Here is a 13,297-nt window from a genome sequence, read left to right on the forward strand (position 1 = left end):
ATCATGGAGTGGTCTTTTGTTATCGAAAAATTAATATTGGTGTCTGTGATCTTCGTTATTACCTTGGTGATTGCGATGTATTCAACACTTGCCGAGCGTAAAATTGCCGGTTTTATGCAAGATCGATATGGTCCGGATCGGGCTGGTATATTTGGAATTTTGCAACCCTTGTGTGATGGTGGAAAATTCTTCTTTAAGGAAGAGATTATCCCCGCAGGTGCACATAAGGTGCTTTTTATTGTCGGACCGACCATCGCGATCATTACCGCCTGTATCAGTTCGGCTGTTATCCCTTGGGGGCAGGAATTGCAGATTGGAGATCGTGTGGTCTCTCTACAGGTTGCAGATGTCAATGTCGGTATATTGTACATGTTTGGTGTGATCGCTTTAGGGGTATATGGTATCATGTTGGGCGGATGGGCATCCAATAATAAATTTTCTTTAATGGGAGCAATTCGCGCGGCATCACAAAGTATTAGCTATGAGATAGCTATGGGCCTTTCCATTATCGCGTTATTGATGGTGACACAAAGTCTCTCCCTTAAAGAGATTGTAGCCCAACAATCTGGTTTCGTCAATTGGAATATCTGGGCACAACCACTTGGATTTATTATTTTCATGGTTTGTGCATTTGCGGAGTGTAACCGTGTTCCCTTTGATTTACCAGAATGTGAGACTGAATTGGTTGGCGGTTATCATACAGAGTATTCTTCCATGAAATTGGGGCTCTATATGTTCTCTGAATACATTAATATGTTTGTTTCTTCGGCATTGATGGCATCTCTTTACTTTGGAGGGTATAATTTCCCTTTTATGAATGACCTAGGGCTGCCAGCAAATTGGATCACAATTATTGGTGTCATCGTATTCTTCCTTAAAATATTTGGATTTATCTTTTTCTTTATGTGGGTCCGCTGGACATTACCACGGTTCCGTTATGATCAATTGATGAATCTGGGCTGGAAGATGCTGATTCCGTTGGCTATTGCCAATATTGTACTTACAGGTGTATTTACATTGATAAAAGATACTTATTTCTCATCATAAGAAAGGATTTTTATGCAACTAAGCAATCGTAAGAAAGTAATCGAACAAAAACCAATGACCTTTTCGGAAAGAATCTATTTTCCGGCAATTGTTAGAGGGTTACGGATTACATTGAGACATTTTTTCAAGAAAATCCCTACTGTCAAGTATCCTGAGGAAATAAGACCTTATTCGAAGAATTTTAGAGGGCAACATTCGCTGAAGCGAGATGAGGAGGGACGTGAGCGCTGTACCGCATGTGGATTATGTGCGTTGTCATGTCCTGCGGAGGCCATTACTATGACTGCTGCCGAGCGTAAAAAAGGTGAAGAACACCTTTATCGCGAAGAAAAGTACGCATCAGTTTATGAAATTAATATGTTGCGTTGTATTTTCTGCGGTCTTTGTGAAGAAGCCTGTCCAAAAGAAGCTATTTATTTGGATGGTCCACATGTCACAGCAGATTACCTACGTAAGGATTTTATATATGGGAAGGATAAGTTGGTCGAGCCGACCTTTGATATTACCAAATTAAAGAGCTAATTCAAGAAATTATGACAGTATTTTATTTAGTAGCCTTCTTGTCTATTTTCTTTGCGCTGATGACCATCTTTACAAAGAACCCTGTACATAGTGTTTTGTATCTGGTCATTACCTTTTTCACATTTACAGTGCATTACATTTTATTGAATGCCCAGTTTTTGGCTGTGGTCAATTTTATTGTCTATATGGGGGCGATCATGGTACTCTTTTTATTTGTGCTCATGTTGCTCAATTTAAATAAGGATACCGAACCGATGAAATCCAATCTGGTTAAATTTATGGGGGTAATTGCCGGTTGTTGTCTTTTGGTGACCTTTTTTGGAGTATATCGTGTGTTTGAGATCTCCAACCCCTTGACTGTCGTTAATCCTGAAATTGGATTGGTGAAAAATCTGGGCAAGGTATTGTTTAACGAATTTTTGCTTCCTTTTGAGTTGTCCTCTTTATTATTATTGACAGCCATGATAGGAGCGATTTTATTAGCTAAGAAAGAACCTAAACAAATCTAATGGAAACAGTTGTTCAACAGTTGCAAGGCGTACCGATAAATCATTATTTGATTTTTTGCACTATTATTTTTGCTATTGGTGTAATCGGCGTATTGATCCGTCGTAATGTTATTATTATTATGATGTCCATCGAATTGATGCTTAACGCCGTCAACCTGCTATTAGCAGCTTTTTCGGTGCAGCATGGGGATTCATCAGGACAGGTGTTTGTCTTCTTTATTATGGCACTTGCAGCCGCGGAAGTAGCCGTCGGTCTGGCTATTATTATTATGGTATATCGGAATACGAAGTCTGTGGATATCGATTCCTTAAATAAACTTCGTTGGTAGAACTTAAGAAATAAATACGATGAGTGAATTAATTTGGTTGATTCCCCTTTTGCCCTTGATCGGGTTTATAGTAAATGGATTGGGCAGAAATGCATTTTCCAAAGGTATGATTGGTACTTTAGGCAGTGCCGTGGTTTTTATTTCTTTTATCTGCAGTTGTATCCTTTTTTCTGAAGTATATCAATCAAGACAGGCTGGACAAGCAGGAGTTATCGAACAACATCTATTTGACTGGATCTCAGTGGGGCATCTAAAAATAAGTCTTTCCTTTTTAGTGGATCCATTGAGTGCGATTATGTTGTTGATTGTGACAGGTATCGGCTTTTTGATCCATATTTATTCTATTGGGTATATGCATCATGATAACGGATTCGGTAAGTTTTTCGCCTATTTGAATCTATTTATCTTTTTCATGCTGCTCTTGGTGTTGGGCTCTAATTATCTAGTCATGTTTATTGGTTGGGAAGGTGTCGGACTTTGTTCTTACCTACTCATCGGATTTTGGTATAAAAACACTTCCTATGCAAATGCTGCGAAAAAGGCATTTGTGATGAATAGAATTGGTGATTTAGGATTCTTGTTGGCGGTATTTTTGATCCTGGGGACTTTCGGATCACTTGAATTTTCTACGGTATTTGCAGGGGCAAAGAATTTTGCTGTTGGTGACATCGCTGTGGTGAGTATCACCATACTGCTATTTATCGCTGCAACAGGTAAATCCGCACAAATTCCACTATTTACTTGGTTGCCAGATGCCATGGCTGGTCCTACACCCGTATCGGCCTTGATACACGCAGCGACTATGGTTACAGCGGGGATCTATATGATCGCTCGATCCAATGTATTGTTTGTACTCTCACCGATTACATTACAGCTGATTTCCATTATAGCGATTTGTACTGCTTTGTTGGCTGCTGCAATTGCAATAACGCAAAATGATATTAAGAAAGTACTGGCTTATTCTACAGTTTCACAACTAGGTTATATGTTTCTCGGTCTAGGCGTGGGAGCATTTACGGGTGCATTTTTTCACGTATTGACTCATGCATTCTTCAAAGCCTTATTATTTCTTGGTGCAGGATCAGTTATTCATGGTATGAGTGATGAGCAAGATATGCGAAAAATGGGTGGATTAAGGAAAGCGATGCCGATTACTTATATCACCATGCTAATTGGAACAATAGCAATTGCAGGTATCCCTCCGTTTTCCGGATTTTTCTCTAAAGATGAAATATTGGCCAATGCATTTGCTGCCAATCCGCTCTTATGGGGCTTAGGATTTTTGGGCGCGTTAATGACTGCTTTCTATATGTTCAGAATGCTATTCATGACATTCTCTGGTTCATTTAGAGGCACGGAGGAACAAAAGCATCATCTTCACGAATCACCAAAAAGTATGACAATCCCTTTAATGGTATTAGCGGTGCTTTCTGTTGTTGGTGGATTGATCAATTTACCCGCAGCGCTAGGTGGAAACCATTGGTTGGAGAATTTTCTTGAGCCGGTATTTGCTGAAGGGAAGGCATTGGTTCCTGCGGCACATCATTTGGAACATAGTACCGAATATATGCTAATGGCTGTTTCAGTAGTTGGTGTATTAATTATGGTTGGACTTGCCTACAACGTTTATGTGAAACGTCAGCAGATACCAGCAGGTGATGAAGCTCCGCGTGGTTTTCTGGCAAATCTTTCCTACCATAAATTTTATGTGGATGAACTTTATGATGCAGTCGTCGTACGCCCGATCAACTGGCTATCGACTTTCTTTGGTCAGGTCGTGGATCAACGTGGTATTGATGGTATTGTTAATGGAGCCGGTAAAGCAACATTCGATACCGGAAAAGTACTCCGCTTGCTTCAAAATGGAAATGTTGGGTTTTATTTATTGATGATGGTAATTGGAGTGATTGCTATTTTCGTTTATGGATTTTTGAGTCTTTAATATTTAGTATAATCGATGGATAACCTTTTCTTACTTATTTTATTGCCGTTAATCAGCGCATTGATTTTAGCTTTATTAAAGACCAATGCCGCCAAGTCAATAGCATTGATTTTATCAATCGTATCGCTCGCATTGACTATCCCATTCCTTTGTCAATTTGATCCAAATGGCGGAATGCAATTCGAACAAAATTGGGAGTGGATTTCTGCCTTGCATATTCATTTTCATCTCGGGGTAGACGGGATTAGCTTGCCGCTGATACTATTGACCAATGGAATGATGCCTTTCATTATTGCGACGACTTTTTCTAAAGACTACAAGGGCAATTTTTATGCATTGATGGCTTTTATGCAAGCTGGATTACTGCTTGTGTTTATGGCATTGGATGCTTTTACATTCTATGTGGGTTGGGAAATCGCTTTGATTCCAATTTATTTTATCTGCGCACTATGGGGCGAAGGTGACCGTATTCGGGTTAATCTAAAGTTTTTCATTTATACTTTTTTGGGAAGCCTTTTGATGTTGATTGGAATTCTTTATCTCTATCAACAGGTACCAAACCACGATTTTGAATGGACTTCTTTTATCGCTTTGGAGCTGGGGGATAACACACAACGTTGGTTATTCTGGGCATTTTTTATCGCCTTTGCGATTAAGATTCCCATCTTTCCGTTTCACACTTGGCAGCCGAATACATATACAAATGCCCCGGCGGCCGGAACGATGTTGTTGGCTGGTATTATGTTGAAAATGGGGGTATATGGTTTAATGCGTTGGTTATTGCCTGTGGTTCCTACGGGCGTAGCTTTATATGGGCAATTTGCAATGATCTTATGTGTCATTGGAATTGTTTATGCCTCTATCATTGCTATTAAACAGGACGATGCTAAACGATTGATCGCGTACTCCTCTATTGCGCACGTTGGATTGATCAGTGCGGGGGTCTTCACTTGGAATACAAATGGTCTAAGTGGCGCAACAATACAAATGTTAAATCACGGTATTTCGGTCATTGGGCTTTTTTATGTACTGGATATCGTGCAGCAACGTACACAAACACGCAGTCTTTCAGAACTTGGCGGAATTGCGAGCAAGGCTCCGAAATTAGCGATCTTTTTTATGATTATCTGTATGGGAGCAGTTGGGCTGCCTCTAACCAACGGTTTTATTGGTGAGTTTCTGTTATTGAAAGGTGTATTTCAATATGGATTCTGGTTTGCAGTTTTCGGCGGACTAACGTTAATATTGGGGGCTGTCTATACACTTCGCCTTTATCAGCAGACGATGTTGGGGGAAACTACGGACAAAACCACGCAGTTTGAAGATGTAAAAGGTGGCGAACTCGTTGTATTGAGTTTGATCTCCTTCTTGATTCTTTATATCGGTATATTCCCGAATTTCTTATTGAATCTTTCTGCGGGTTCAGTGGAAGTTTTAAGCACATTTTTAGGCAGATAAATAGATATATCAATTTGTATGGGAGCTATAATTACACTTTCAATATTAGCATTAGTTGTTCTTTATCTTGGCTTGTTCAAAGCGAAAACCTTGCTTTTGCCGGTTTCCATCCTTGGATTCTTGGTAGCGATTGGTTTTCTATTGAACGATTGGACAGCTGACAAGGGACCTCTTTTCAGTGGGATGGTTCATTTCGATCATTACGCGATTGCTTTTTCGGTTTTATGCATCGTCGTTACTTTGTGCATATTTATTATTTCCAAAGGGTATTTTGATGAAGGTGGGCAGGTTGCAGAGTATTATTCATTACTGATATTTTCGTTGACGGGGGCTGTTTTGGTAAATAGCTATCACAATTTCTCCATGCTCTTTTTGGGTATAGAAATCATGTCCGTGGCACTTTATATTTTAGTTGGTATCCGTAAACGGGATAAAGCGTCAAATGAGGCTGCACTGAAATACTTTTTAATGGGCGCATTTTCGACCGGATTTTTACTGTTTGGTATTGCGTTATTATACGGAGCCACAGGTTCATTCGATCTGGATGAGATAAAAGCCTATGTTGTGAATAATCCACATGCGATCTCACCCTTATTTTATGGTGGTATCTTATTGCTTATCGTTGGCCTGACATTCAAAGTTGGGGCAGCACCATTTCACTTTTGGACGCCAGACGTGTATGATGGAGCGCCTATTTTGATAACAAGTTATATGAGTACTGTGGTCAAAGTGGCTTCTTTTGCAGGTTTATTACGCTTATTTAGTTACAGTCTACTTCCTTTACAAGATTTCTGGGAGCCTGTATTCTTGATTATAGCGATTATCACATTGTTTATCGGAAATATTTCGGCTTTAATGCAATCTTCTTTCAAGCGCATGTTGGCTTATTCCAGTATCTCTCATGCGGGTTATATGTTGTTTGCAATTATCGCCGTCGGAGCGAGTTCAGCCAACAGTATCTTTGCTTATGGGCTGGCCTATTCACTCGCAACAATTGTAGCATTTACAGGGTTGATCCTTGTAAAGAAGACAACGGGATCCGAACATTTTGAGGCGTTCAATGGACTAGGAAAACGAAATCCAATGTTAGCATTTGCTATGACAGTGGCTATGCTTTCACTTGCAGGTATTCCTTTAACCGCCGGATTTATTGGTAAGTTTATGATGTTCTCTTCGGTTATGGAAGATTACCACATTGTATTACTGATTTTGGCCGTGATTAATGCTGCTATCGCAGTTTATTATTATTTGAAAGTGGTGGTTGCAATGTACTTTAGAGACAGTGAGGAATCTTGTGTAAATGTGCAGTGGAACTATTCATTTGTTCTACTGCTTGCGGTTGGATTGACAATTCTTATCGGAGTATATCCGGACTGTCTTTTAAAATTAATATAAAGTTTCTGTTAAAATACTTGTTGTTTAATAAAGCATAGCGATTTCGCTATGCTTTTTTTATATTTATTGATATAACTCTTGAATACAAATTGTATATTGTAAAAAAGAAATCCTATCAGTTTGCAGATGGTGTTTAAAGTGTGTGTTAAATATTTTTCAATAAGCTTTTTGAGTGTGTTGCTGTTCCTACTGATGGGAGGAGAAGCAATTGCGCAAGAATTTATCCGTGGAAAGGTTGTTGACGCACAGACAGGAAAGGGGATTAGTCGCGTCTCCATCAACTGGGTTGGGGAGGATGGCGGTGGCGTCAGCGATACGCTTGGTTATTTTAAGATTCTGGATAAAAAGCAATACAAGCAATTGGTATTTGGGGCTGTGGCTTATGAACGAAGGACAGTTGATGTCCGTCGTGGGCGTGATTCTTTGATGACTGTCCGGTTAACGGCGAAAGATAATACCTTGGATATGGTTGTTATTAATAGAAAAAATAAGAAGCCGAAAGATCCTGCGATTGCTTTAATAGAGCAGGTAATTGCCCATCGCTCACAAAATCATTATAGTCGTATCCCTGAAATTCGTTTTGACGAATATGAGAAGACGCAATTTGGCTTTGTAAACCCTGAAGATAAAGCCAAGAAATTTCCAAAGCCGTTTCGGTTTCTTTTTGAGAATATAGATTCAGCTGTATTTAGGGGGGTAACAATCGCACCATTCTATTTGGAAGAAAATTATGCGAATGTTTATTCTTCATACGATCCTAACCGAAGCAAGAAGATCGTTATCAGCCATAATCAAACCGAACTAAATCCCCGTTTTTTTAATAACGACAATTGGCAGACCCGTTTTCAAACAATACTTCGAGATGTCGATCTCTATGACAATACCATACAGGTTACGAATAAGGGTATATTGAGTCCAATAGCCAGCGGCGCAACAGCCTTTTACAAATATCGTATACAGGATACCATTCAAATAGCTGGTAAAGACTATATCGAACTTCATTTTGAGGGTAAGTCAAAGATTGATTTATTGTTCTACGGTGTACTTTTGATATCAGATGATACACGTTATGCTGTTCATCAGGCGACACTGAATATTGGAAAGACTGCAAATATCAACTGGATCAATGATGTACAGATTGATCTGGGGTACAGCGAATTTAAAAATGGTAGTATGCTTCCGGTACATACCGATTTGAAAATGTTGATTGGAGGAAGTAAATCCGACGTTTTATATGGCCGGCGCGAAACGCAGTATCTGGGACATAGGACAGATTCAATCTCAAATGAGAATTTTGTTGGTGTCCCTGTTGAAAAAAGGTACCTGCTGCAGTCTGCAACAAAAGTCCCAATAGTTCAAGTCAGACCTACAGCATTAAGCAAGGCAGAATTGGGAGCCTATCAGAAAGTTGACTCCGTTCAAAACATGCGTTCTTTCAATCAGTTAGTTGCATTAGGCTATCTATTGGCCAAGGGATATTATAATGCAGGGAAGCTTGAGTTCGGACCATTAGAGTATCTCTATAGCCGAAATAACTATGAAGGTAATCGTATTCGATTGAGTGGTCGGACAACGCGTTTATTTTCCGAGAAAGCATTTATAGAGGGTTATACCGCCTATGGAGATAAAGACAAGGAAATAAAGTATTATCTGAGTACAGCATTTACATTAAATGGAGAACGTATTGTTCAATTCCCCGCGAACTACCTGCGCTTTACCGTCCAGCACGATGTCATGGAGCCGGGGCGCAATTTAGGCTTCCTAAAAGGGGACGGATTTTTCAGGTCCTTTGGAAAGAACAGACCAAATAAGTGGCAATTCAATGATATCTATCGCCTTGATCATCTGATCGAATTCGGTAACCATGTTAGTATTGGAACTGCATTTACACATACCCGTAGACAGCCTAGGGGCGATTTATTTTATGTGAATAGTTTACCTAATCCAGACACTATCCGTCGCGTAAATACCAACGATCTACAAGTCATTTTGCGCTGGGCTCCAAATGAAGATTTTACTTATCATAATCTGGATCGTGGAACGGTAGAAAACAAATATCCAATTTTTACTCTTCAATATAACAAGGGTTTAAAAGGCTTTTGGGGGGCAGATTATAGTTATGATGCTTTGCGATTTAGTGTGTTCAAAAGATTATTTCTATCTCCGGCAGGTCAGGCCGATCTTCAGTTTTCAGGTGGAAGGATCTGGGGGAAACATTTGCCATATACCCTATTAGAGCTTCCCGAAGTCACTAGAGATAAATCTGGGCCTTTGGTAAATTTTGATTTGATGGCCACTTCGGAATTTGCATCGGATCAGTTTTTAAAATTGACCTATTATCACAATTGGAACGGTTTTTTCTTCAATAGAATCCCTTTATTTAAAAGACTGAAATGGCGTGAAGTTACTGGCTTCAAGGCTTTCTATGGAAAATTAAGCGACGTGAATAATCCTTTTGTCACCCCTGAAAATATTCAATTTGAGGCGGATAAAGATGGTATCATTCAAACTAAAGCAGACCGCGATAGACCCTATGTTGAAGGTTTGGTAGGCGTGGATAATATATTTAAATTGCTTAGATTAGAGTATAAAAAAAGATTGAGCTACAAAGGTGGAGATGGGGTTCCTTCAGATACCTTCACCGCATCCATACATTTTAATTTTTAGCTTTATGATCCAATATTCGAACTTAAAATATGAGGTTAAAGATAGCATTGGCTATATTATAATCGATCGCGAACCTCAAATGAATGCCCTGAATCGGGAGACACTCGATGAATTACAGGAGATTTTTAGGCACTTTAATGCGGATAATCATGTGCGTGGTATTATTTTGACAGGAGCTGGACACAAAGCTTTCGTGGCCGGTGCAGATATCAAAGAGTTTACCGACCTGTCTGTCGTTCAGGCCCGTTGGTTGAGCGAGCGCGGCCATATTATATTTACAGATCTTATCGAGGCAGCTCCGAAACCTGTTATAGCCGCTATCAATGGTTATGCGTTAGGGGGCGGACTTGAAATGGCATTAGCCTGTCATATGCGCATCGCTTCTGAAAACGCAAAAATGGGACTTCCGGAGGTTTCACTGGGATTAATCCCAGGTTATGGAGGTACACAACGCCTACCTGCGTTAATAGGAAAGGGACGAGCGATGCAGATGATCTTGACCGGCGATATGATTGATGCGCAAAAAGCTTATGAAATGGGCATGGTTAACGAAGTGGTCCCGCAAGAAAAGCTAATCGCTAGAGCAGAGGAAATCCTTCAAAAAATATTTACACGGTCGCATGTTGCTGTTGCCAATGCCATCGATGCCATCAATGCCGCCGGAGATAGAAAGCGAGATGGTAGTAAGGTGGAGATGGATGCATTTGGTCACTTGTTCGGCACTGACGACTTCAGAGAAGGAGTTTCCGCTTTTCTCGAAAAAAGATCACCCAAATTTCCACTTTAAAAGTAGTTCTGGCTGTGGGGTAGCGCGAGGTATCATCGCTATAAATTGTTAGGTTGATCTTCTTTCGTCAGGGTAGATTATAGACAGGAGTCTATCTGAAATAGACCCATGCTAAATGGGGCTATAAGAAATTGTGGTGCCTGTTTTACCTGAAATATGGTCTTTCAGAGAAAGTTGTTTTTTGTGAAGATAGAAATCTCTAACAGGAAGGCCTGTGAAATTTAATCGACTTATTTCTGATACTTTTTCCGATAATCTTGGGGGGACATCTTCATCTCTTTGGTAAAAGCTTTGGAAAAATGAAATGGATCATAGAAATTCAATTTGAAAGCGATCTCTTTAATTTTCAGTAACGTAAATTGTAAATAGGAGCAGGCCCTTTGCATGCGTAACTGATTGTAGTATACCATGGGTGGATAAGAAGTTTTCTGCTTGAAGAGGTTAATCAAGTGCGATTTTGAATAATTGAAATGAGCTGAAATTTCATCTAAACTAATGTTGTTCTCCAGATTGTCCTTCATAAACATGATGATATCCTGAATGATATTATCGACCTTAACTCGATTGTTTTCCTCATATTGAGTGGAATATTTGATAGATGCCAAAAAATATTGAAGGCAGAAGCTCGTGTATTCTAAATTTTCTGGACTATAGCCCATTTCCAAATTTTGGTAGATACTTTCAAACAGCTGCAAACGATCAGTGTGTTTATTTGAGTCAGTATCATTGATATGAATGATCTGTCCGATTATGTTTTCAAACAGGGAAGCCTCGGTACCTTGAAAGTGAATCCAATAAATACTCCAGGGATCATTGGCCTTGGATCCATAGGAATGTGTTGTATCTTTTGGAATGATATAAAGGTCGTTCCTAGAAAGATTATATAGCATTTCATCCTGTTTGATCCAGCCGCGCCCTTTCTCACAATAGATCAAAATATATTCTGTACAGCCCCCCTGTCGATCGCGGTAATGCTTTTTTGCTGTCGGATAGTAGCCGATATGTGTGATGTGCAATTTTGAAGTGATATTATTCAGTGCTTGATAGTTGCACACGGAATAAGGAAGCACAATAGCCTTCTCTCCTTTGAATCCTTCTGCAATTACATCCGTATCTCGAATCATAAGTTAGGAAATTTGGTATATGCTGTAAAAATAATAATATTTTACATGTTTATCGTGCTCACTTACATGATTCTCATGCAGTATTCCAGTAATTTTACGTCAATAAATCTAAATATGTAAATTCTTATGCAAAAGACCGCGACGACGTATTTGCTGTTAATCACTTTTGTGGCCGCTATTGGTGGGTTTCTTTTTGGCTACGATTGGGTTGTCATTGGAGGTGCGAAGCCTTTCTACGAAGCATATTTTCATTTGGAATCTGACCCAGCGCTTCAAGGTTGGGCGATGTCGTCAGCGATTGTAGGCAGCTTTATCGGTGTATTACTTTCAGGAGGGTTGGCAGATCGTTATGGACGGAAGCCATTGATCTATACGGCTGCAATTCTATTTATTATTTCTGCAGTAGGAACAGGCATGGCTGCTGACCTTAACATCTTTATTATCTATCGGGTGCTCGGCGGAATAGGTATAGGTGTAGCTTCCAATTTGGCACCAATGTATATTGCCGAGATAGCACCTGCGGAGAGTCGTGGAAAATTTGTTTCGATCAACCAACTGACGATTGTATTGGGTATACTCGCAGCGCAAATTGTCAATTGGCTAATTGCGAAACCTGTGTTACCTGACGAGATTATCGCTACAACATGGAATGGACAGCAGGGCTGGCGGTGGATGTTTTGGGCAGGAGCTATTCCAGCAGTTATTTTTTTATTACTGCTTTTCCTGATCCCGGAAAGTCCCAGATGGCTATACAACAAAGGAAAGCATGAAGAGGCCAGACGTGTCTTTTTACGGATGGGTGGTGATTATTATGCTAACGAAAACATGGCTACCATTGACGCTGCCAATAAAAAACATGATAAACTAAAGAAAAGAAATCTATTTAAAGGGAAATTATTGCAGTTGCTGCTGCTCGGAAGTTTTATCGCAGTCTTTCAACAATGGTGTGGCATCAACGTGATCTTTAACTATGCACAAGAGATTTTTACAGCTGCGGGATACACGGTTTCGGGGATGCTCTTCAATATTATTATAACCGGTGTGATCAATGTCATCTTTACCTTCGTAGGAATGTATATGGTCGATAGGGTCGGGCGTCGCGCATTAATGTTGTTTGGTGCTGCGGGACTTTTTGGTATTTATGCGGCTTTAGGTGCTTGCTACTATTTCAATTGCAGCGGCATCTTTGTGCTTCTTCTGGTATTAGCTGGAATTGCGGTTTATGCGATGACGTTAGCGCCGGTGAGCTGGGTTATCATTGCTGAAATTTTCCCTACGGCAGTTAGAGCTCAAGCGATGGCTATAGCTACCTCGCTGTTATGGATAGCATGTTTCGTACTTACCTATACCTTTCCGATGTTGAATCAAAGCTTGGGAGCGGCGGGCACATTTTGGCTGTATGGAATAGTCTGCTTGATTGGCTATGCCTTTTTGTGGAGGCAATTGAAAGAGACCAAAGGCAAAAGTCTCGAGGAAATTGAACAGGAATGGTCTGATGAAGCCATAATACCCTGATT

11 protein-coding genes are annotated in these 13,297 nt (G+C 40.0%); 10 read left to right on the forward strand and 1 reads right to left on the reverse strand.

Features of this window, described 5'->3' with window-relative positions; genetic code table 11:
• Positions 1–3: 3 nt before the first annotated feature.
• The 9 genes from nuoH to AC07UV_RS13150 all read left to right on the forward strand — a co-directional run bounded on the left by nuoH (position 4) and on the right by AC07UV_RS13150 (position 10,656).
• Positions 4–1,047, forward strand: a complete 1,044-nt coding sequence (gene nuoH, locus AC07UV_RS13110) for an NADH-quinone oxidoreductase subunit NuoH (protein WP_495184079.1) — start codon at positions 4–6, stop codon at positions 1,045–1,047.
• Positions 1,048–1,059: 12 nt separating this feature from the next.
• The gene (locus AC07UV_RS13115; protein WP_077437308.1) at positions 1,060–1,569 is read left to right on the forward strand and encodes a NuoI/complex I 23 kDa subunit family protein; all 510 of its coding nucleotides are present in this window, start codon (positions 1,060–1,062) and stop codon (positions 1,567–1,569) included.
• An 11-nt stretch (positions 1,570–1,580) separates the two neighbouring features.
• Positions 1,581–2,078, forward strand: a complete 498-nt coding sequence (locus tag AC07UV_RS13120; protein ID WP_120260473.1) for an NADH-quinone oxidoreductase subunit J family protein — start codon at positions 1,581–1,583, stop codon at positions 2,076–2,078.
• Positions 2,078–2,407 (forward strand): NADH-quinone oxidoreductase subunit NuoK, encoded by a 330-nt coding sequence (gene nuoK / locus AC07UV_RS13125; RefSeq protein WP_077437306.1) that lies wholly within the window; start codon positions 2,078–2,080, stop codon positions 2,405–2,407. Before AC07UV_RS13120 ends, nuoK begins: the two co-directional genes overlap by 1 nt.
• Positions 2,408–2,426: 19 nt before the next feature.
• Entirely contained in the window at positions 2,427–4,349 is a 1,923-nt protein-coding gene (gene nuoL, locus AC07UV_RS13130) for an NADH-quinone oxidoreductase subunit L (protein WP_495184080.1), read from the forward strand.
• 15 nt (positions 4,350–4,364) lie between these two features.
• Entirely contained in the window at positions 4,365–5,807 is a 1,443-nt protein-coding gene (locus AC07UV_RS13135; RefSeq protein WP_495184081.1) for a complex I subunit 4 family protein, read from the forward strand.
• 18 nt (positions 5,808–5,825) lie between these two features.
• A complete protein-coding gene (locus AC07UV_RS13140; protein WP_495184082.1) occupies positions 5,826–7,202 on the forward strand; it encodes an NADH-quinone oxidoreductase subunit N in 1,377 nt (458 codons plus the stop codon).
• 174 nt (positions 7,203–7,376) lie between these two features.
• Positions 7,377–9,869 carry a DUF5686 family protein gene (locus AC07UV_RS13145; protein WP_495184083.1) on the forward strand — a complete coding sequence of 831 codons (2,493 nt, stop codon included), beginning with the start codon at positions 7,377–7,379 and terminating at the stop codon, positions 9,867–9,869.
• A gap of 4 nt (positions 9,870–9,873) precedes the next feature.
• On the forward strand, positions 9,874–10,656 hold the full coding sequence (locus AC07UV_RS13150) for an enoyl-CoA hydratase/isomerase family protein (protein ID WP_495184084.1): 783 nt from the start codon (positions 9,874–9,876) through the stop codon (positions 10,654–10,656).
• 230 nt (positions 10,657–10,886) lie between these two features.
• On the opposite strand, the gene AC07UV_RS13155 is transcribed toward AC07UV_RS13150, so the two are convergent.
• Entirely contained in the window at positions 10,887–11,780 is an 894-nt protein-coding gene (locus AC07UV_RS13155; protein ID WP_495184085.1) for an AraC family transcriptional regulator, read from the reverse strand.
• Positions 11,781–11,906: 126 nt separating this feature from the next.
• Between AC07UV_RS13155 and AC07UV_RS13160 the strand changes: the two genes are divergently transcribed.
• Positions 11,907–13,295: a sugar porter family MFS transporter gene (locus tag AC07UV_RS13160; protein WP_495184086.1), complete on the forward strand. Its 1,389-nt coding sequence runs from the start codon at positions 11,907–11,909 to the stop codon at positions 13,293–13,295.
• Positions 13,296–13,297: the final 2 nt, after the last annotated feature.

The sequence above is a fragment of the Sphingobacterium sp. GW821-FHT03E03 genome (genome assembly GCF_059420745.1).

Bases quoted from the DNA above. Each gene is read 5' to 3' on its own strand.
- AC07UV_RS13155 (WP_495184085.1), bottom strand. From the start codon at position 11,780: ATGATTCGAGATACGGATGTAATTGCAGAAGGATTCAAAGGAGAGAAG.
- nuoH (WP_495184079.1), top strand. From the start codon at position 4: ATGGAGTGGTCTTTTGTTATCGAAAAATTAATATTGGTGTCTGTGATC.
- AC07UV_RS13160 (WP_495184086.1), top strand. From the start codon at position 11,907: ATGCAAAAGACCGCGACGACGTATTTGCTGTTAATCACTTTTGTGGCC.
- nuoL (WP_495184080.1), top strand. From the start codon at position 2,427: ATGAGTGAATTAATTTGGTTGATTCCCCTTTTGCCCTTGATCGGGTTT.
- AC07UV_RS13135 (WP_495184081.1), top strand. From the start codon at position 4,365: ATGGATAACCTTTTCTTACTTATTTTATTGCCGTTAATCAGCGCATTG.
- AC07UV_RS13115 (WP_077437308.1), top strand. From the start codon at position 1,060: ATGCAACTAAGCAATCGTAAGAAAGTAATCGAACAAAAACCAATGACC.
- AC07UV_RS13120 (WP_120260473.1), top strand. From the start codon at position 1,581: ATGACAGTATTTTATTTAGTAGCCTTCTTGTCTATTTTCTTTGCGCTG.
- nuoK (WP_077437306.1), top strand. From the start codon at position 2,078: ATGGAAACAGTTGTTCAACAGTTGCAAGGCGTACCGATAAATCATTAT.
- AC07UV_RS13140 (WP_495184082.1), top strand. From the start codon at position 5,826: ATGGGAGCTATAATTACACTTTCAATATTAGCATTAGTTGTTCTTTAT.
- AC07UV_RS13150 (WP_495184084.1), top strand. From the start codon at position 9,874: ATGATCCAATATTCGAACTTAAAATATGAGGTTAAAGATAGCATTGGC.